The 19,759-nt window shown below is 73.6% G+C and carries 16 protein-coding genes and 1 pseudogene; 8 read left to right on the forward strand and 9 right to left on the reverse strand.

Annotated features, from left to right (window positions below; translation table 11 throughout):
* Positions 1–142: 142 nt before the first annotated feature.
* Positions 143–253, forward strand: a pseudogene (locus ACSUPV_RS27850) (sulfite exporter TauE/SafE family protein); the annotation flags it as partial.
* Here the strand turns inward: ACSUPV_RS27850 and ACSUPV_RS27855 are convergent.
* Positions 250–1,146, reverse strand: a complete 897-nt coding sequence (locus ACSUPV_RS27855) for an NAD(P)-dependent oxidoreductase (protein WP_037768067.1) — start codon at positions 1,144–1,146, stop codon at positions 250–252. The pseudogene ACSUPV_RS27850 and the gene ACSUPV_RS27855 overlap by 4 nt on opposite strands.
* 159 nt (positions 1,147–1,305) lie before the next feature.
* On the opposite strand from ACSUPV_RS27855, the gene ACSUPV_RS27860 reads away from it, so the two are divergent.
* Entirely contained in the window at positions 1,306–1,644 is a 339-nt protein-coding gene (locus ACSUPV_RS27860) for a winged helix-turn-helix transcriptional regulator (RefSeq protein WP_436949950.1), read from the forward strand.
* On the opposite strand, the gene ACSUPV_RS27865 is transcribed toward ACSUPV_RS27860, so the two are convergent.
* On the reverse strand, positions 1,582–2,241 hold the full coding sequence (locus ACSUPV_RS27865) for a class F sortase (RefSeq protein ID WP_382615383.1): 660 nt from the start codon (positions 2,239–2,241) through the stop codon (positions 1,582–1,584). The two genes, ACSUPV_RS27860 and ACSUPV_RS27865, sit on opposite strands and share 63 nt — an antisense overlap.
* 112 nt (positions 2,242–2,353) lie before the next feature.
* Positions 2,354–2,875 carry a hypothetical protein gene (locus ACSUPV_RS27870; RefSeq protein ID WP_031111771.1) on the reverse strand — a complete coding sequence of 174 codons (522 nt, stop codon included), beginning with the start codon at positions 2,873–2,875 and terminating at the stop codon, positions 2,354–2,356.
* A 270-nt stretch (positions 2,876–3,145) separates the two neighbouring features.
* Here ACSUPV_RS27870 and ACSUPV_RS27875 point away from each other — a divergent pair, with 270 nt between their 5' ends.
* Positions 3,146–3,766 (forward strand): NADPH-dependent FMN reductase, encoded by a 621-nt coding sequence (locus tag ACSUPV_RS27875; RefSeq protein ID WP_037768058.1) that lies wholly within the window; start codon positions 3,146–3,148, stop codon positions 3,764–3,766.
* Between the two features lie 99 nt (positions 3,767–3,865).
* Here ACSUPV_RS27875 and ACSUPV_RS27880 read toward each other — a convergent pair whose 3' ends face one another.
* Positions 3,866–4,333, reverse strand: a complete 468-nt coding sequence (locus ACSUPV_RS27880) for a gamma-glutamylcyclotransferase family protein (RefSeq protein ID WP_051649274.1) — start codon at positions 4,331–4,333, stop codon at positions 3,866–3,868.
* 139 nt (positions 4,334–4,472) lie between these two features.
* Between ACSUPV_RS27880 and ACSUPV_RS27885 the strand changes: the two genes are divergently transcribed.
* Complete coding sequence (locus tag ACSUPV_RS27885) at positions 4,473–6,119, forward strand: M4 family metallopeptidase (protein WP_037768055.1); 1,647 nt, start codon at positions 4,473–4,475, stop codon at positions 6,117–6,119.
* Here the strand turns inward: ACSUPV_RS27885 and ACSUPV_RS27890 are convergent.
* Positions 6,106–8,307: a molybdopterin oxidoreductase family protein gene (locus ACSUPV_RS27890; RefSeq protein ID WP_051851127.1), complete on the reverse strand. Its 2,202-nt coding sequence runs from the start codon at positions 8,305–8,307 to the stop codon at positions 6,106–6,108. The genes ACSUPV_RS27885 and ACSUPV_RS27890 overlap by 14 nt on opposite strands.
* Positions 8,308–8,703: 396 nt before the next feature.
* On the opposite strand from ACSUPV_RS27890, the gene ACSUPV_RS27895 reads away from it, so the two are divergent.
* The 3 genes from ACSUPV_RS27895 to ACSUPV_RS27905 are packed head-to-tail and all read left to right on the forward strand — an operon-like array spanning position 8,704 to position 12,266.
* Positions 8,704–10,224, forward strand: coding sequence for an amino acid adenylation domain-containing protein (locus ACSUPV_RS27895; protein ID WP_436948785.1), 1,521 nt, complete (start codon positions 8,704–8,706; stop codon positions 10,222–10,224).
* Positions 10,221–11,477, forward strand: a complete 1,257-nt coding sequence (locus ACSUPV_RS27900; protein WP_436948786.1) for a hypothetical protein — start codon at positions 10,221–10,223, stop codon at positions 11,475–11,477. The genes ACSUPV_RS27895 and ACSUPV_RS27900 overlap by 4 nt, the downstream gene beginning before the upstream one ends.
* Positions 11,478–11,498: 21 nt before the next feature.
* Positions 11,499–12,266: an enoyl-CoA hydratase-related protein gene (locus ACSUPV_RS27905; protein WP_436948787.1), complete on the forward strand. Its 768-nt coding sequence runs from the start codon at positions 11,499–11,501 to the stop codon at positions 12,264–12,266.
* 89 nt (positions 12,267–12,355) lie between these two features.
* Here the strand turns inward: ACSUPV_RS27905 and ACSUPV_RS27910 are convergent, their stop codons facing one another.
* Both ACSUPV_RS27910 and ACSUPV_RS27915 read right to left on the reverse strand, forming a co-directional pair.
* Positions 12,356–12,604 (reverse strand): hypothetical protein, encoded by a 249-nt coding sequence (locus tag ACSUPV_RS27910; RefSeq protein WP_037768050.1) that lies wholly within the window; start codon positions 12,602–12,604, stop codon positions 12,356–12,358.
* 34 nt (positions 12,605–12,638) lie between these two features.
* Positions 12,639–13,337, reverse strand: a complete 699-nt coding sequence (locus tag ACSUPV_RS27915) for a SanA/YdcF family protein (protein WP_436948788.1) — start codon at positions 13,335–13,337, stop codon at positions 12,639–12,641.
* A gap of 213 nt (positions 13,338–13,550) precedes the next feature.
* On the opposite strand from ACSUPV_RS27915, the gene ACSUPV_RS27920 reads away from it, so the two are divergent.
* Positions 13,551–14,324 carry a sirohydrochlorin chelatase gene (locus ACSUPV_RS27920; RefSeq protein ID WP_031111787.1) on the forward strand — a complete coding sequence of 258 codons (774 nt, stop codon included), beginning with the start codon at positions 13,551–13,553 and terminating at the stop codon, positions 14,322–14,324.
* Between the two features lie 69 nt (positions 14,325–14,393).
* Here ACSUPV_RS27920 and ACSUPV_RS27925 read toward each other — a convergent pair whose 3' ends face one another.
* Both ACSUPV_RS27925 and ACSUPV_RS27930 read right to left on the reverse strand, forming a co-directional pair.
* On the reverse strand, positions 14,394–19,169 hold the full coding sequence (locus ACSUPV_RS27925) for a caspase, EACC1-associated type (protein ID WP_436948789.1): 4,776 nt from the start codon (positions 19,167–19,169) through the stop codon (positions 14,394–14,396).
* A complete protein-coding gene (locus tag ACSUPV_RS27930) occupies positions 19,166–19,687 on the reverse strand; it encodes an effector-associated constant component EACC1 (RefSeq protein ID WP_436948790.1) in 522 nt (173 codons plus the stop codon). Before ACSUPV_RS27930 ends, ACSUPV_RS27925 begins: the two co-directional genes overlap by 4 nt.
* Between the last annotated feature and the right edge of the window lie 72 nt (positions 19,688–19,759).

Consider the following 19,759-nt stretch of genomic DNA (forward strand, 5'->3'; position numbering starts at 1 on the left):
CGGTGCCGGTGTTACCCGGCAGCATCACCTCTGTTTCCCACGCGGAACGCTGCCCTCAGCGGGGGCGCGGGGTGGGTGTGAGGGTTCCGGGCGGAAGGCACCGGCGGGCTGTGAGGAGGCGCCGCATAGGGTGCCGATCATGCTCGGCGCCCGCACGGCCCTGAAGAAGGGCAGCGGTTTCGTCCGGGTCGTGCTGCTGACGGTGGTGTTCGCGCTGGTGGGGAATCTGGCGTACGAGCAGTGGATCGCCTAGGAGCCGCTGCGCAGATCCAGCAGCTCGATCATCCCCGTCCCGTCCTCCTCCCCGTGCCCCTGCGCCACCCGCTTGCGCATCAGCTCCAGGTACGGCGCCAGCAGCTCGGGGCTGACTTGCTGTTCCTCGGCCGTGCGCAGGAACGTGGGGATGCCCGCCGCCTGCATCGCGAGGTTGGAGACGACGTCCTTGGTGTAGTCGCCGCTCTGCAGCTGGTCGGCGGTCTGGTGGACGGCCGGGGCCATCGCGGTCAGCCAGTCGGCGAGCAGCGGGGCGAAGTCCTTCGGGGCGATGTCCTCCCGGCGGATCAGGGCGAAGGCGTGCAGCATGCCCGCGAACATGCCGTTCATCGCGCTCAGCAGGGCCACGTCGTGCAGCGCGGCGAAGCCGGGGTCGGCCCCGACGTAGCGGGTGCCGGCCGGGACGGCGAGGGTGTCGCGGTGCTCCTCGAACGCCTCGGGGGAGCCGCTGTAGAAGACGTAGCCGCCGGAGTCCGGGACGCCGATCATCGGCGGTACGGCCATGATCCCGCCGTCCAGGAAACGGGCACCGCGCGCTGTGGCCCAGGCGGCACGGGCCCGGCCCTCGGCGGGGGTGCCGGTGGTGAGGTTCACCAGGTCCCGCCCCGTGAGGTCGGCCCCGTCGAGGGCGTCGTCCACGGAGGCGTCGTCGAGCAGGCACGCGATCACCAGCCGGTGCGCGGCCACCGCCTCGGCGGCGGTCCGGGCGACGGTGGCGCCGTCGGCGGCGAGGGCCTCGGCGCGGGCGGGCGTGCGGTTCCAGACGGTCACCTGGTGACCGGCGGCGAGCCAGGCCCGGGCGAGGGCCGTGCCCATGGCGCCGGCGCCGAGAAGCGTGAGCGGGGTGCGGGAGTCAACTGCGGTGTCGGTCATGGCGTTTAGGCTCTTCGTAGGGGGAGGGCCCGCTCAAGTACGTACTTCGAAGTGGGTGGTTACCCCGGGGGAAGGGTGCAGGCAGCGGCAGGGGAGGTCTGGGGCGTGGGGACGAGGGAACGGCGGCCGGGCGGGTACGTCTGCGGGATCGACGCGGCGATGGACGTCATCGGCGGCAAGTGGAAGGTGCTCATCCTGTGGGCGCTGAACGAGCGGCCCTGCCGCTTCGGCGAGCTGCGGCGGGAGCTGCCGGGCGTCACCGAGAAGGTGCTCGCCTCGCACCTGCGGGAGATGGAGGCCGACGGCCTGGTGCACCGCGAGGCGTACGACGAGGTGCCGCCGCGCGTGGAGTACTCGCTGACACCCCGGGGCCGCTCGCTGAACGCGGCCCTGGAACCGCTGGGCGCGTGGGGGAGGGACAACGTCCTGGGCAGGTCACCGGCTGCCGGTCAGGTGCGCGAAGGCGACGACGTTCCCCTGGTAACCGGTGCCGCGTGAGTAGCCGCCCCCGCAGGTGATGAGGCGCAGCTCGGGGCGGTGGGCGGCGCCGTAGACCTTCTCGTCGGGGAAGTCCTTCGCGGCGTACACCTCGACGGCGTCCACGGTGAACACCGCGACGCTGCCGTCCCGCCGGTCCACCTCGATCGTGCTGCCCTTGGCCAGGGCGCCGAGGGCGTAGAAGACGGCGGGTCCCTCGGCGTTGTCGACGTGGCCGGCGACGATCGCGGTGCCCTTCTCGCCGGGGGTGGTGCCGGCCTCGTACCAGCCGGCGAGGTTCTTGCGCGCGGCCGGCGGCACGTCGAGGCTGCCGGTCCGCGTCAGGCCGAGCCCGGTCAGGGGCGCGTCCACCCGGATCGCCGGGATGCGGATGCGGTCGGGCGGTGAGGGCGGCAGCGCGGGCACGGCGGCCTGCTCGCGCGCTCGCCCGTCCTGCCCGGCCCGGGCCTGTGCGGCGGACGGCTGCGGCGGGGCGTGCGTCTCGGCGCCGTTGCGCAGCAGCCACGCCCCGGAGCACAGGGCGAACACGGTGACGGCCGCCATGGCCGCGTTCGCGGGGTTGCGGACGCCGCTGCCGTACCTGGGGGACCTGCGCATACCCACCCTTTCCTGATCTCCGGCCCCGTACCCCCCTCCGGGCCGCGAGGGGCGTCGGACCCGGAGGGGGAGGGGACATGCGGTACCGGCGACGGACAGCGGAGGGTGTCCGTCAGATCCCGTCGCCTCTCGCCCGGCGATGCAGGAGCCAGGTACCGCCCGCGGCGGCGACGGCGAGGGCCGCCACACCGGCCGCGGTCTGCAAGGGATCGGGGCCCAGAGCGCCACCGACCCCCGTCTTCACACTCCCCCGGGGATGCACCTGCTCGCGCCCGGACACCAGCGTGACCACCAGGTCGCCGGTGACCCTCCGACCGCTCCCGCTGCATGTCGCGGTGATCTCGTACGTCCCCGGCTGCGCGCTCGGCGGCACCCGGAACCTGCCGGTCACGTCCTGCCCGTGCGGTCCCGGCGCCAGGCCGAGGGAACCGGCGCCGACCGCGCCGGCGTCACCCGTCGCCGTGCCGTCCGTGCCGCAGGCCGCCGTGCGCACCGTGACCTGCCCGCCCGGCACGACCGAGGACGGCGACACCTCCAGGTCACCGGCGGGCGCGCCGTACGCGGGGGCGGCGGCGAGAGCCGCGGCGGCGACGGCGAGCGCGGTACCGGTCAGCGGACGGGCGGTACGTCGCATCGGTGCTCCTTCGCGCTGGTCGGTCGTGCACCTGCCCTTCCGAGGTAACGGGCAGCGGCGCGGCCGCGCTTTCTGAGACGGCGTCAGAATTGGGGTGAACGGGTGTCAGGGGAGGCGGCCCCGACGGTCGCGTCAGGGGCGTTTCGCCAGGTCACGCGTGGTGTGGCGGGCGAGCAGCGGAAATGTGCGGAGCGCGGGTGTGAACGGGTGACCCGCTTCTGTGATGCCGGGCTTGACCTGAAGCAAGGTTGAGGTACGAGTCTGTGCGGCATGAACACAGCCGCTACCACCACAGCCGCGCGCCGGGAGCCCCCGGCCGACCGCCCCCTCCACGTCACCCTCGTCGTCGGCAGCAACCGCCACGGCCGCTTCGGGCCCGTCGTCGCCGACTGGCTCCTCGACCGTCTCCGAGACCGGGACGACCTGGTCGCCGAGGTCGTGGACGTCGCCGAGGCCGAGCTGCCGATGTCCTTCGAACGGACCCCCGAGGCAGCCGCCGCGCTGGCCGGCATCACCCCGAAACTCGCCCGCGCGGACGCCTTCGTGGTCCTCACCCCCGAGTACAACCACTCCTTCCCGGCGGGCCTGAAGAACCTCGTCGACTGGCACTTCTCCGAGTGGCAGGCCAAGCCCGTCGCCCTCGTGTCCTACGGCGGACTGTCCGGCGGTCTGCGCGCCGTGGAGCACCTCCGGCAGGTCTTCGCCGAACTCCACGCCGTGACGGTTCGCGACACCGTCTCCTTCCACAACGCCGGCGCGTCCTTCGACGACCAGGGCACCCTGCACGACCCGACCGGCCCGGACGCCGCGGCCAAGACCATGCTGGACCAACTGGTGTGGTGGGGCCACGCGTTGCGCGAGGCCAGGGCCAACCGCCCGTACGCGACCTGACCCACCCACGGAAGCGGCGCGAAGCACCCGGTAAGGGGCGCGGGGAACTGCGCGAGCAACCACATCGGGGCCCGCGGCCGCCGTACGACCGCAACCGCCCTACCGCTCGCGCGGAACCCCCCGCCCCCGTGGAACCCCCTGTCCCCGCGGAGCGCCCCGCCCCCACCACTCCCCACCCTCAATGCGCCGCCCGGCATCCCGCAACCTCGCCGCCACTCCCGCCCCCGCCACATAGACCCACGCCCGGACAGCCACCGCGTCCGCCTCCCGGAGTACCTTCCGCTCCACCCGCACGTACAGGCTCCGCGGATCCCCCGGCACGTACTCCTCCAGCCGGTCCAACTCCGCGAGCAGCGCCCCGTACGCCTCCGGCCGCACCGTCACCAGTTCCCCGCTCACCCCGCCGCCCCCCGGCTCCTCGACCAGGTACGGATAGCCCGGCCCGTCGTACAGCACCGCGTCCGCGAGCCGCCCCGGTTCCTCGGAGAGGGTGCGGCCGCGCAGGAAGAAGTCGTGGTTCACCTCGCCGGGGCGAAGCGTGCCGTAGACGAAGAAAGGCAGGGTCACAGGAACGATTCTGCACCCTCACACACCTCCACAGAGGGGCTATGGACATGCCAGGTCCGCCCCGACTTGACTCGCGATCAACATCAACGCCGCCCCCGGTCGACCCCACGCGACCGGGTGCGCCCGTATGAGGAGACCGATGAGTCGGATACGTCATGTCCGCGGTTCCCGTCTCGCCACCGCCGGTGCCGCCGTCACCGGCACCGCCGCCCTGCTGGCCGCCGCGCTCTCCCCGACCGCCGGCGCGGCCGACAGGCCGACCAGGGCCGAAGCGATCGAGGACGCCGAGACGGTCCTCGCCGACCGGGCCGCGGAACTGGGCCTCACCTCCGCCCAGGAGACGAAGGTCCGGGACGTCATCGTCGACCAGGACGGCACCCGGCACGTCCGCTACGACCGCACCTACCGCCAACTCCCGGTGCTCGGCGGAGACTTCGTGCTCCACCTGAACCCGGACGGCAGCTACCGCGGCACCGACCGCGCGACGAGGTCCGCGCTCTCCCCCACCGGCGTCACCCCGAAGGTGTCCGCCCCCAGGGCCGCCGACCTCGCGGCGGGCCTGCTGCGCGCCGCGCACCTCGGCGAGACCCTGAAGAAGCTGACCGCCAAGCCGCGCCTGGTCGTGGACGCCCTGCACGGCGCCCCGAAGCTGGCCTGGCAGACCGACGCGGTGGCGCACGACGAACTCGGCAACCCGGTCGGGCGCACGGTCCTGACCGACGCGACGACCGGAGCCCGGATCGACGTCTGGGACACCTTGGAGTCGGCGTCGGGCGACGGCGAGTCCCTCTACGGCGGCACGGTTCCGCTGGAGACGACGAAGTCGGGTGCGACGTACCAGCTCAAGGACGCGACGCGCGGCGGCACCTACACCGGCGACGCCGAGAACAAGACGGACCAGTGCCTGCTGACCATCTGTCTGACCCGCGCCCCGGCGACGCTCTTCAAGGACGCCGACAACCACTGGGGCACGGGCGGGACCACCGACCGCGCCACGGCGGCGGTGGACGCCCAGTACGGCACGGACGTCACCTGGGACTACTACAAGAACGTCCACGGCCGCAGCGGCATCGCCGGCGACGGCAAGGGCTCGTACAACCGCGTCCACTACGGCAAGGACTACAACAACGCCTTCTGGGACGACACCTGCTTCTGCATGACGTACGGCGACGGCGACGGCAAGCAGCTGGGCCCGCTGGTGTCGCTGGACGTGGCCGGGCACGAGATGTCCCACGGCGTGACGTCCAAGACGGCGGCGCTGACGTACTCGGGCGAGCCCGGCGGTCTGAACGAGGCCACGTCGGACATCTTCGGCACGCTGGTGGAGTTCTACGCGGACAACGCGAAGGACCCCGGTGACTGGCTCATCGGCGAGAAGGTCGTCCGCTCCGGCCTCGGACGGGAGGCCCTGCGCTTCATGGACAAGCCGTCCCGGGACGGCGAGTCGGCCGACTGCTGGAGCGAGGAGGTGGCCGACCTCGACGTGCACTACTCCTCGGGCGTCGGCAACCACTTCGCGTACCTGCTCGCGGAGGGCAGCGGCAGGAAGACGATCAACGGCGTGACCCACACCTCGCCCACCTGCGACGGCTCCACGGTCCAGGGCATCGGCCGGGCCAAGCTCGGCAAGATCTGGTACCGCGCGCTGACGGTCCACATGACGTCCTCGACGGACTACGCGGGAGCCCGCACGGCGACCCTGAACGCGGCGAAGGACCTCTACGGCGCCGACAGCACCGAGCACAAGGCGGTGGCCGCGGCCTGGAACGCGGTCAACGTGAGCTGACCGTTTCCCGCTCGACCGATCCCTCACCGGCCGCTTCCCGCTCGACCGCTTCCAGCCGCACCGCGCACGCCTTGAACTCCGGCATCCGGGACGTCGGGTCGAGCGCGGGGTTGGTGAGGGAGTTGGCGCGGCCCTCGCCCGGCCAGTGGAACGGCATGAAGACGGTGTCGGGCCGGATGGCGTTCGTGATCCTCGCGGGCGCCACGGCCCGGCCCCGCCGGGACACCACGGCGACCGGGTCGCCCTCGGCCGCCCCCAGCCGGGCCGCGAGCCGCGGGTGGATCTCCACGAACGGCCCGGGCGCGGCGGCGTTCAGCTCCGCCACGCGCCGGGTCTGGGCCCCGGACTGGTACTGCGCGACGACCCGCCCGGTGGTGAGCAGCACCGGGTACTCGTCGTCGGGTTCCTCGGCGATCGCCCGGTGCGAGACGGGCACGAACCGGGCCCGGCCGTCGGGCGTGGCGAAACGGTCCAGGAAGAGGCGGGGCGTGCCCGGGTGCGCGGTGGGGGTCTCCCGGGCGGGGTCGTCGGGCAGCGGCGCGTCGAGCAGGGCGTCCTCGCCCTCCTCCACCGCCTCCTCCACGGCCGGGCAGGGCCAGAACACCCCGTTCTCCTCCGCGAGCCTGCGGTAGGTGATCCCCGCGTAGTCCGCGGGCCCGCCCGCGCTCGCCCGGCGGAGTTCCTCGAAGACCTCCTCCGGGTCCGTCGGGAAGCCCTTCTCCACGCCCAGGCGGGCGGCCAGCTCGTGCATGACCTCCAGGTCGCTGCGGACGCCCTCGGGCGGGGTGATCGCCCGGCGGCGGAGCAGGACCCTGCCCTCCAGGTTGGTCGTCGTGCCCGTCTCCTCGGCCCACTGCGTGACCGGCAGGACCACGTCCGCGAGGGCCGCCGTCTCCGACAGCACCACGTCGCACACCGCCAGGAAGTCCAGCGACCTGATGCGCTCCTCGACGTGCGCGGCCCGTGGCGCCGACACGACCGGGTTGGACGCCATCAGCAGCAGCGACCTGATGTCCGTGCCCAGCGCGTCCAGCAGCTCGTACGCGCTGCGCCCCGGCCCGGGCAGGCTGTCGGGGTCGACGCCCCACACCTCGGCGACGTGCGCCCGCGCCGCCGGGTCGTCGAGCTTGCGGTAGCCCGGCAACTGGTCGGCCTTCTGCCCGTGTTCGCGTCCGCCCTGCCCGTTGCCCTGCCCGGTCAGGCAGCCGTAGCCCGACAGCGGGCGGCCCGGCCGGCCGGTCGCCAGGCACAGGTTGATCCACGCGCCCACCGTGTCCGTGCCCTTGGACTGCTGCTCGGGCCCCCGCGCGGTCAGCACCATCGCCGACTCCGGCTCGCAGAACAGCCGTACCGTCTCACGCAGTTGGGGAACGGACACCCCCGTGATCCGCTCCACGTACTCCGGCCAGTGCGCCATCGCGGCGGCCCGCGCGTCCTCCCAGCCGGCCGTGCGCTCGCGGACGTACTCCTCGTCCACCCGCCCCTCGGCGATCACCAGGTGCAGCAGGCCCAGGGCGAGCGCCAGGTCCGTGCCCGGCCTCGGCGCCAGGTGCAGATCCGCCTGCTCGGCCGTCCGCGTGCGGCGCGGGTCGATGACGATCAGCGTGCCGCCGTTCTCCTTCAGTTCGGTGAAGAACCGCAGCGACGGCGGCATGGTCTCCGCGAGGTTCGAGCCGACGAGGATCACGCAGCCCGACTTCGGGATGTCCTCCAGCGGGAACGGCAGCCCGCGGTCCAGGCCGAACGCCTTGATGCCGGCGGCGGCGGCCGACGACATGCAGAACCGGCCGTTGTAGTCGATCTGGGAGGTGCCGAGCACGACCCGCGCGAACTTGCCGAGCGTGTACGCCTTCTCGTTGGTCAGCCCGCCCCCGCCGAACACGCCGACCGCGTCCGGCCCGTGCTCCGCGCGCGTGCGGCGCAGTCCCGCGGCGATCCGGTCGAGTGCCTCGTCCCAGGAGGCGGGCACCAGCGTGCCGTCCGCGTCGCGCACCAGCGGCGAGGTCAGCCGGACGTTCCTCGCGAGCACCGCCGGCGCCGTACGGCCCTTGCCGCACAGCGCGCCCCGGTTCACAGGGAAGTCCGCGCGCTCGCTCACCTCGACGGTCCCGTCCGGCGTGGGCGTCAGGTTCATCCCGCACTGCAGGGCGCAGTACGGGCAGTGCGTGGGCGTGGCGGTGTTCTGCATACCGTCCAGCGTGCTTCGGCCGTGTTACGCCCGGGACGGTTCCCTGTTACGCGGCCGGGACGGGGACCTCCCCGCCGCCGGCCCGCCCCCGTGAGGGCACGGGCCCGCCCTCGTGAGGGCACAGGCCTGCCCACCTTCACGTCGCCGCCGACCGGCACGGACGTTGCCTCTGTGACGAAAAACGTCACATGTGGCTCATTGCGTTCCTTTCTTGGCCGATCCGAGCTAGTTGAGTGTTGAAGCAGCAGGGCTACGCTCTCGCTACGCGCAGCGCTCGCACGACTCCGCACGGCGTTCGACACCCGGGCATGCCCGCCGTTCACCCGGCAGCATCCACACGCGGCCGCACCGCCTGTGGCAATCCGACCCTCGAAACAGCCAGGAGGCCACCCGACCATGCCTCTGCGCCACCTCAGCCCCCAGGACCGGCACCTCTTCCGGCAGTTCGGCCGGGGCCCCGACGTCCCCGTCCCCGACCCGCTCCTGCACCACGCCATCGCCCGGCAGGCGACGGCCGCCCCGCACGCCGCGGCCGCCGAGCACCAGGGCACGCACCTGACCTACGGCGAGCTCGACTCGTACGCCGACGCCCTCGCCGCCCGCCTGGTCCGCGAGGGCGTACGGCCCGGCGACCACGTCGGCCTCTTCGTCCGCCGCTCGCTGCCGATGCTCGTCGGCCTGCTCGGCATCCTGAAGGCCGGCGCCGCGTACGTCCCGCAGGACATCGGCCTCGCGCCCCCGGCCCAGCTCACCCACGTCATCCGCACCGCCCGCACCCGCGTCGTCCTCACCACCGCCGAACACGCCCACCGCGTACCGCTGCCGGACGGCCACCTGCTGCTCCCGCTCGACGAACCGCAGCCCCCCGCACCGGCCCCGCGCCCGCGCATCACCGGCGACCACGGCTGCTACGTCCTGTTCACCTCCGGCACCACCGGCCGCCCCAACGGCGTCAAGGTCACCCACCGCAACGTCGCCAACATCCTGCTCACCGCACCGGGCGACCTCGGCATCCGCCCCGGCGACCGGGTCGCCCAGCTCCTCAACATCGCCTTCGACATGGCGGCCTGGGAGATCCTCGGCTGCCTCGCCCACGGTGGCACCCTCGTCATCCGCGGCCGCGACATCGCCGCGGCGGCCCGCACGGCCGACGTGCTCGTCGCGACGCCGACCGTGCTGTCCGGCCTCGACCCCGCCGCCTGCCCCCGGGTGCGCACGGTCGCCGTCGCGGGGGAGCCCTGCCCGCGCCCGCTGGCCGACCGGTGGGCCCGGCAGGCCGCCTTCCACAACTGCTGCGGCCCCACGGAGACGACCATCGTCAACACGATGGGACGCCACGACTCGTCCGCCCCGCTCCTCACCATCGGCCGCCCCACCCCCAACAACACCGTCTACGTCCTCGACGCCGACCGCCGCCCCCTCCCCATCGGCGAGGTGGGCGAGATGTGGGCGGGCGGCGACTGCGTCTCCGCGGGCTACCTCGGCGACGACGCCCTCAACGCCGAGCGCTACGCCCCCGACCCGTTCCTCGGCGGCGGCCGCCGCATGTTCCGCACGAGGGACCTCGGCCGCTGGACCCCCGACGGGCAGCTCGAACACCTCGGCCGCACCGACGACCAGGTCAAGGTGCGCGGCTTCCGGGTCGAGCTGGACTCCGTCTCCTCGGTGCTGGAGTCGGCCGCCGGCTGCACCCGCGCGGTCACCCTGCGGCGCGACGCCCGCACCCTGGTGTCCTTCGTCTGCCCGGCGGACGTCGACCCCGACGCCGCCCGCCGTGCCGTGGCGGACGCCCTGCCGTACTACTGCGTGCCGGAGCGGGTCCTGCCCCTGGCCTTCCTGCCGGAGACCGACCGCGGCAAGGTCGACAAGCAGGCGCTGCTGCGGATGCTCGACGAGCCCCTGGTGGTGGCCCGGTGACCACGTCCCCGCCCCGGGCCCGGCAGGACACCGGCGACCTCCCGCCGCTGCTCCCGGCCGCGCGCCGCGCGCTCAAACACCCGGCCCTGATGCACTACAACCGCCTCGCCGCCCTGGTCCTGCTCGCCAACGCGGCCTTGGCGACGGCGTCCTGGCCGCTGGCCACGCCCACCCTCGGGAACGCCGCCCTCGCCAACCTCGCCCTGGCCGTCCTGATACGCCAGCAGTACGTCATCAACCTGCTCTTCCGGCTGGCGACCGCGGCCCCGACGACCTGGCCGCTGAAGGTCCGCTGGACGCTCGGCAAGGTGTACCACTTCGGCGGACTGCACGTGGGCGGGGCGCTGGCGGGCACGGCCTGGTTCCTGGCACTGACGATCAGCACCCCGGACAGCGCCGCCCGGGCCGTCGGCTGGGCCCTGCTGGCGCTCCTCGCGCTCGTCATCGCCACCGCCCTGCCGCCCTTCCGCGCCCGCCACCACGACCACTTCGAGCGGATCCACCGCTTCGGCGGCTGGACGGCCCTCGCCCTGTTCTGGACGCACACGCTGCTGGCGTCGCCCGGCCCCTGGCAGGTCGGCGTGCTCGCGGTCGTCACCTTCAGCGTCGCCCTGCCCTGGCTGCGGCTGCGCAAGGTGGACGTGCGCCTCGAACGCCCCTCCTCCCACGTCGTGCTGGCCCGCTTCGACCACGGAGAGACCCCCTTCGCGGGCTCGTCCACCGCGATCAGCCGCAGCCCGCTGAAGGAGTGGCACTCGTTCGCCAACGTCCCCACGCCCGGCGAGTCCGGCTTCCGGCTCACCGTCTCCCGGGCCGGCGACTGGACGGGCTCGTTCATCGACGACCTGCCCGAACAGGTCTGGGTCAAGGGCATCACCACGGCCGGCGTCGCCAACATCGAGGTGCTGTTCCGGAAGGTGGTCTACGTCGCGACCGGCAGCGGCATCGGCCCCTGCCTGCCCCACCTGCTCGCCGCCGAGGTCCCCTCCCGCCTGGTCTGGGCGACCCGCGACCCCCGCTCCACCTACGGCGACGCCCTCGTGGACGAGATCCTCGCCGTCCAGCCGCACGCCCTGGTCTGGGACACCTCCCGGCACGGCAAGCCCGACATGGTGCGGCTCGCGCACGAGGCCTACCGGGACTTCGGCGCCGAGGCGGTCATCTGCATCTCCAACAAGAGACTGACCTGGCAGGTGGTCCACGGCCTGGAACGGCGGGGGATTCCGGCGTACGGCGCGATCTGGGACTCGTGACCCCTCGTGAGGAGAAGGCAGATGAACAACCTGAAGGTCGAGCGCCACGGCCGTGTCGTGACCGTGCGCCTGCACCGCCCGCACGTCCGCAACGCGCTCGACGGTGAGCTCCTCGCCGAACTCCTGGACACGCTCCGCCCGCTGGACGCGGACCCCGGGACCGGCTGCTTCGTCGTCACCGGCTCGGAGGGGGTCTTCGCGGCGGGCGCCGACATCAAGGAGATGGCCCCCAGGACGGCCGTCGAGATGGCGGCCGAGGACTACTTCGCCGCCTGGGAGGAGTTCGCCGACCTGCGTACCCCGAAGATCGCGGCCGTCAACGGCCCGGCGCTGGGCGGCGGTTGCGAGCTGGCGATGATGTGCGACCTGATCATCGCGGGGGAGTCGGCGGTCTTCGGCCAGCCGGAGATCAAGCTGGGCGTGATCCCCGGTATCGGCGGCACCCAGCGGCTGACCCGGCTGGTCGGCCGGGCCAAGGCGATGGACCTGGTCCTCACCGGCCGCACGATGGACGCGCGGGAGGCTGGAAGCTGCGGTCTCGTCTCCCGAGTGGTCCCGGACGACCGGGTCGTGCCCGAGGCCCTCGAAGCGGCGGCGACGATCGCCTCGTACGGCCGCCTGGCCGTCCGGGCGGCCCGCGAATGCGTCGACCAGGCCCTCGAAACCGGCCTGCGCGACGGCATCCGCTTCGAACGCCGCGTCTTCCACGCCCTGTTCGCCACCGATGACCAGAAGGAGGGGATGACGGCGTTCCTGGAGAAACGCCCGCCCGTCTTCCGAGGGCGCTGACGGCCGGGGCGGGAGACGCGGAGCGCGCCGGCCGCGCTCCCGCCCCGGGCCGTTTTCAAGGGCTGTGCCTGGTCAGGGCACGCCCCGGATCAGCACTCGTACGCGTAGTACGGCTCGTCGCCCGCGTCCAGACCGATGCGTCCGACCCCGCCGGGGCCGATCTGGATGCACGACGGGTCCCAGCCGTCGACTTCCACGCTGGCGGAGATGGTGTGCCCGCACACGTTGTGGATGTCCGCCCACCCGGGGCCGTAGGCGCCGAGCTTGGCGCACCCCGGCTCCGGAGCCCGGACCGCCCCGGCCGCCGCGGGCGCGCTGCTGGCCGTGCCGGCCGCCATGCCCGTCAAACCCGTACCGGGAGAACGTCCGGATTCATCCGAGAGGCCTTTCGGCCCTGGCCAACGCCTGCTCCACGCCCGGCTCCCGCGGCCCCAGGAACCGGGGATCCGGCCGGAACACCGCGTCGAGGGCGGCCTTCCCGGCGGCGAAGATCTCCCGGGTGCCCCCGTAGTACCAGGTCGCGTCATGCACCGCGTCCACCCCGACCCCGTACGACTCCACCCCCGCCGCCTGACAGAGCGCCACCGCCCGCCGGATGTGGAACCCCTGGCTGATCAGCACGGCCTCGTCCACCCCGAAGACCTTCTTCGCGCGCACGCACGAGTCCCAGGTGTCGAACCCGGCGTAGTCGCTGACGATCCGCCCGTCCGGCACCCCGTGCCGCGTCAGGTACCCGCGCATCGCGTCCGGCTCGTCGTAGTCCTCCCGGCTGTTGTCCCCGGTGACGAGCACCACCTCGACCCGCCCCTCGCGGTACAGCTCCGCCGCCGTGTCCAGCCGGTGCGCGAGATACGGCGAGGGCTCCCCGTCCCACAGCCCGGCACCGAACACCACGGCCACATCGGTCCGCGGCACATCGGCCGTCGTCCGCAGCCGGTCACCCGCCGTGACGTACATCCAGGTCGCCGGGAGCAGCCCCAGCACGCACCCCGCCATCACGGCCTGCACCAGCCGCCGCCGCCCCCGCCGGGTACGCGGCAGCCGCGGTCTGCGAAACGCCGGAAGACGCATCGGACGGTCCCTCCCCAGGTCGGCTCTCGACAGTCAGGGACGCCCGGCGGGGCCGCCCGGTTCGTCCGCGGCCGCGTGACCAGCTTCACCCCGCTCGTGGAAACCCCAGCTCACCGCTCCTCACACACCCCCTGTCCCGCATGGTGAACCCCTGGAAAACACCCGTGACGCCCACGCAACGGGAAGGCAACGTGCCGCCGCGACCATCGACACATGCCCAGCCAGCTCAGCCTCGTCCCGCCGCCCGCCACGCGCCGCCCGGCCCCGCCCGCCCTCGTCGTCGTGGCCCACGGCAGCCGCGACCCGCGCGCGCTGAGCACCGTCCGCGCGCTCCTCGACCGGGTCCGCGCGCTGCGCCCCGACGTACCCGTCCACCTGGGCCACATCGAACTCAACGCCCCCCTGCTCCCCGACACGCTCGCCGCCCTCGGAGACACGGAAGCGGTCCTCGTCCCGCTCCTCCTCAGCCGCGGCTACCACGTCAAGCAGGACATCCCCGACATGGCCGCGGCCTCCCCGGCCCGCACCCACCTGGCGGCCCCCCTGGGCCCGCACCCCCTCCTGGTGGACGCCCTCCAGGCCCGCCTGACGGAGGCAGGCTGGGGCGCGACCCCCCGCCGCACCAGCGCGGTCGTCCTCGCCGCGGCCGGCTCCCGCGACCCGGACGCGAAGACGGACACCGCCCGCACGGCCCACCTCCTCGCCGCCCGCCTGGGCGTCCCGGTCCTCCCCGCCTACGCCTCCGCGGCGACACCGACGGTGGACCAGGCCGTCCGCACCCTCCTCGCCCGGGGCCGCCGCCACATAGCCCTGGCCTCCTACTTCACGGCCCCCGGCCGCTTCGCCACGGAGTGCGCCCAGAAGGCCCCCTGGATAGCGGCGGCCCCCCTGGGCACGCACCCGTCGATGGCCCAACTGCTCCTGCACCGTTACGACGAGGCCCTGGCCACCCGGGCTCTCGAGGCACCAGCACTGGCCACGGCCTGACCCTCGTGCCATGACCGCCCCGGTCAGCAGACGGGAGTCGCCCGAGGCCGTTCGCGCACAGCTGCCGGCTCAGCCGCAGGGGTCGTGGTATTCGAGGTCGGGGAAGGCCTTCGTCCAGACCCCGCGCGGGGCGCTCCCGGGCCGTACCGCGCAGAGCAGTCCCGCCAGCCGGTCGGGATCCGTGGGCAGCAGGACGAGTTGGCCGCCGAGCCCGGCGCTCGGGCCGGGGCCGGTGGACAGGGCCAGGTTCTCCCCGTCCGGGCCGACCTGCAGGACGGAGAAGCCGCCGATTCCCTCCGTCACAGCGGGGACGTCGTAGACCAGTTCGAAGTCGCCGGTGCGCGGGGTGTCCGAGGACGCGTCGGCCGTGAACTCCCAGACGGCGAGATCACGTGCGCCGGTCTCCTCCTGCCAGGCCGCGACCACCCCGCCCTGCCGTGTGTCACCCGACGTGACGCCCTCCATGAGGAAGTGTGAGCCGGGCAGGCCGGCCGGCGGGTCCTTGCCGCCGTCGGACGCGGGCTCGTCGAGGTCCCACACGCGGGGCTGCCCGATCTTGGCGGGCAGGGTCACCACGAAGCGGTGGTCCAGGACGGTGAAGGCGACAGTGGCCCGCTGACGGTCGACGGTCACGTCGTCCCTGAGCCTGTGGGCCGTCGCCGTGGGGGACAGCCGGTAGACCGCCAATCGTTCGTCCGCATTCGGGCCTTCGGCCGGCTTCACCAGCAGCAGGGCCTGCTGCCTCCCCTCTGGGGGCAGGGCGAACGAGGCGGAGCCCGGCACTTTCTGCCCTCGGCGGGGGCCGTCCGGCCGGTCGAGGCTCCACAACTGCGTGCCTTCGGTGGACATGACCGCGAGGACGTCCGGCGAGGCGAACACCGGCGTGATGGCGCCCTTGGTGTCCACCGGCACCGATCCGGTGCGGCGTGGCCGGTCGGGGCGGCTGACGTCCCACATGACCAGAGGGCCGTCCTCGCCGGTCTGGAGGGCCAGGCGGTCACCGTCCGCCGAGATGGCGGTGGGACCGTCCGTTCCCGTGAAGACGTGCCGGAGTTCGGGCCGGTCGCCGGACAGGTCCCACAGGCCGGTCCGCCGGCCGTCCGGGTCCCGGGCCAGGAAGAGCGACCCGCCGGGCAGGAAGGCGACGGATCGCCACGGCGCGGGCACCGTGGCCACCTTCCGGAACGTGGTTCCGGTCAGCCGCCAGATGGTGGTGGTCTTCCGATTCTCGTCGTCGGTGGCGAGAAGACGATGTTCCGGCGCAAAGGAATCACCAGGGCCGGACCGGCCTGCGCTGGTGAAGGCCCCGTCCACACTGTGCGGCGGCGGACTCCACAGATGGACTCCGCCCTTCTCGTCACCGGTCACCACGCCCCGCCCGTCCGGCCGGTAGGCCACGGCGACCAGCGGCACGTTGCCGGGCAGCACCTCGCGCTTGTAGAAGCGAACCGGTCCCGTTGACAAGGCGCTGTTCTCGTACATCCACGCGTTGCCGTCCGTGGCACCCGCCGCGACGAGGTGACGGCCGTCCGGGGAACGGGCGATCTGCCAGTACAGGCCGTCAGCCGGGTTGCCGTTGGCGTTGATCCCCTCAGGTTCCTTCACCCGGTCCGGGTCGGACACGTCGAGCGTCACGATGCCGCGGCCGGGCAGGGCGGTGGTCAGCGACCGGCCGTCGGCACTGAAGACCGTCGCGATGGCCGACCTCCGCAGGGTCGTGCGCAGCCGGGGCCTGGTGGGGTCGGTGGTGTCCCAGAGCTGGACCCTGTCCCGTCCCCCGGGCTTGGTGACCGCGGCCGTGACGGCGAGCAGCTTCCCGTCGGGCCGCCACGCGACCGCCAGCAGGTCGCGGGAGTCGTCGGACATCCGCACGGTGTGCGCGGCCGGAGCGGCCGGATCGCGCAGGTCCCACAGCACCATGCGGCCCCGGCCCAGCGGAACGGCCAGTGTCGTGCCGTCCGCGCTGAGAGCGGGCCGGTACGGCCGTTCGAGGCCCTCGGTGGTCGCGCGGGCCGTGCGACGGGGGCGGTCGACCTGACGGAGGTCGTAGACCTGGAGGTCCTTGACGGTCTGGACGTACAGGTGGTGGCCGTCGGGTGCCCAGAAGACGGACGAGTTCGTGCCGACGCGGATCACCGGGCCGGGGCGAGGACGGTACCGGTCGCCGGTGTGCCAGAGCCGCACGGTGCCGTCCCGGCTGGAAGTGGCCAGCACCGCGCCGTCCGGGCGGTAGGCGACGGAATAGATGGCCTTGGTGTGTCCGGCGAGCCTGGTACGGACCGGAGTCAGGGCGGAGCGCACCAGGCTGGCCTTCGCCTCTTCGGTGGGCGAGGCCCGGTACGCGGTCAGGCTCAGGTCGAGCGCGGCCGCCGGGTCCTGGGCGCGGAGCACGTCGGCCTGCGCCGCGATCCTCTTCGAGTCCAGGACGGCGGCCTGTTCCCGGGACTTCTCGCGTTCGGTGTAGGCGAGCGTCCCGACCACGGTGAGGAGGAGGGCGAGAGCGAGGACGCCGCCGGTCAGCAGTGCGCGGGTGAGCTTGCGTCGGCGGTCGGCCCGCAGACTGCTGTGCAAGAACTCCCGTTCGAGGGCGGTGAGTACGGGCGGCGCGTCACCGCCGGCGTCCTCGTCGTCCGCGGGCGCAGTGCCCGACGGGGGCGGATCCGAGGGGACGTCGGGCAGTGTCCGCTGGGCGGGCAGGCGCTGGGAGGCGTCCGGTCCCTTTCCGGGTGCGGCGGCCCACGCGCGCACCGCGGACAGGCGGCTACCGGTGTACAGGTAGTCGCGGTGGCGGTGCCCGGCGTCCCAGGCGTGGGCGGCCTCGGTCAGTTGCTGTCGGGCGAGCAGGCGGGCACGGGCGCCCAGGATCCAGGTGCGCAGGTCGGTCCAGGCGTACAGCAGTGCCTCGTGGGCGATGCGCAAGCCGTCCTGGTCCAGCGTGATGAGGCTCTTCTCCCGGAGCGACTCGCAGACGGCGCGCAGCCGATCCCGCTCGGCCGGTCCGTGTGCCGCCAGCACGTCCTCGAAGGTGACGCGTCGAGCGACGGGTTCGCCGGTGGGCGTGAGGTGCACGAGGCTGAGCAGCAGCGTCCGCAGCGATCGGCGCTCGGCGGGGGCGAGACTGTCGTACAGGCTTTTGCAGGACTCCGTGACCGATTTCCAGATGCCGCCGGTGGCCTGGTAGCCGGCCAGGGTCATCCTGGCGCCCGAGCGGTTCACCCAGGTCCGCTGCAGAGCATGCGCCAGGAGCGGCAGGGCCGCGGCCGGCCGCTCCTCGACGGATGTGTCCCCGTCCGGCCGTCGCAGGTCCGCCAGGATGCGGTCGACCAGGCCGGGCTCCAGATCCAGCCCGCCCCGCTCGGCGGGACCCTCGATGGCCTCCCTGAGCGCCGGGCCGTCCAGCGGGGCACAGTGCACCGGAGGGGTGGCGGAGAGGGCGGCGCGCAGTCCGGGGTCGGCGAGGCATTCGCCGTAGAAGTCGGCTCTGACGGCGAGCACGATCCGGGGACGCGCGTCGCCGGGCCCGGCCTGCTCGCCGTCGGCGCTGCCGGCCACCAGACGGAGGAAGTCCGCCCGCTCGCTCTTCGCAGCAGTGGTGAAGATCTCCTCGAACTGGTCGATCACCAGCACTCGGGGGACGGCGACCGTGGGGAGCCGGTCCTGCTCGCGGTCCACCCGCGCGTCCGCCTGCGGGGCGGGGAAGCGCCCGGCGGCCAGCTCCGCCAGCACCGTCTCCGGCGGCAGTCCCGTCGCCTCGGCCCATTGACTCGCCAAGGACCGCAGCGGTGTCCTGCCGGGCGACAACATCCGTAAGACGGGCCAGGCACGCGTCCGTCCCCTCGCGTGGTAGTGGTCCAGCCGTGCCAGCAGCCCGGCCCCGAGGAGGGAGGACTTGCCCGCGCCGGAGGCTCCCATGACGATGACGGGCCGGCGCTCCGCGTCCGGTGCCTCGACCGCATCGGTCAGCCGGTCCAGTTCACGGTCGCGGCCGAAGAACCAGGTGCTCTCCTTCGGCCCGAGCGGCCGCATGCCGAAGTAGGGGCACGGCAGCTCGGCCGGCGGGTCGGCGGCGGGCGGACCGGGAAACCGGTAGGCGCGGTTCGGCGCGACGACCAGTCCACCGAGGGATCCCTCGCTGGACACGTGGGGGCGGGTGCTGTCGTCGGACTTCTCTTCGATGCCGCGGTGGAGCCGTTCCAGGGTGAGCATCGGCGGCCCGGCCGGGTCGCCGTCACGCAGCAGGCTGATGAGCTTCCCCCCGAAGAGCGTGTGCCGTTGCCCCTCCGGAGCGAAGGACGGGGCGTAGGACGACGCCGAGGCGAGGAGGAAGCTGCCCGACGGGCGGACCCGGACGTAGGGGCCGGCGGCGCCCGGGCCGTGCGGCGCCTGAGAGATGCCGGAGAAGCAGCAGTCCAGGACGACGACGCTGCCGAAGGGCGCCTCCTCCAGCAGGCCCTTGACCGTCTCGTACGGGACCGCCGCGGCGACCCGCTGGGCGTCCATGGACCCGTGGGTCGCGAGGTACAGCTTGTCGCCCGGCCCCAGCAGCCCGTGCCCGACGTGGCAGAACAGCACCACGCCGTCGGCCTCCTCGCAGGCCCGGGTGACCGCCTCGACGACGACCTCCGGACCGGCGTCGGAGGGTATGCGCACGACATGCTCCGAGGGCATCCCGCAGAGTTCGTGGAGCAGTCGGGCCAGGTCGTCGAGGGTGGTGTCCACCCCGGGCAGGTCCGGCAGCCGCGAGCCCTTCCGGTGGTGCCCGGTGCCGACGAGCACGGCCCGGGCGCCGACGAGGCTGAGCCCGGATCCGGCCGGGTCCGGACGCACGTGCCCTGGGGCCGTCACAGGGCCGGTGTCCCGCCGTCCGTACCCGCTCCCGGACGGCGGGCGGGGTCGGTCGGCGTGGCGGCCGGCCGGTGCGCCGGGTCAGGCGCCCCGCCGGCGCCGGAGTCCGGAGCCCGGCGCTCGGGATCGGCGACCGCGGTATCCGGCAGCGATTCCAACTGGGCGGCGAGTTGGCCGGCGAGCGCCTCCACCTGGGCGGGGTCCATCGCGCGCACCTGGGTGGACGTCACGCTGATCTGGGTGCCGTCCGGCCGGGTCAGGGTCACCGACTGGTCGCCCTTCCGGCTCTGCACCCAGGCGATGACAGCGCCCGCCAGCACGCTCGCCACCCCACCCGGGGCCAACAGCGCGAGCAGGGCGTCCGCGGCCAGTCCCATCGTGCCCGGGGGAGGCGGCGCGGTGGCGTCCGCCCGTGTCACGCGGCCCCGCAGGCGAGGCTGTGCGGTGAGCCACCGCCGCAGGTCCTGCACGTCTGCGGTGCCTGTCGTCTCTACGGTGACGTGGGTCTCCACAGCCATTCCCTCACCCGGAGAAGGTGCCAACGTGTCACAAGATGATAGGCGCGACACGGTTGCCCTGACTGACCACTG

The organism is Streptomyces sp. SudanB52_2052, from assembly GCF_964272415.1.
GTDB lineage: Bacteria > Actinomycetota > Actinomycetes > Streptomycetales > Streptomycetaceae > Streptomyces > Streptomyces olindensis.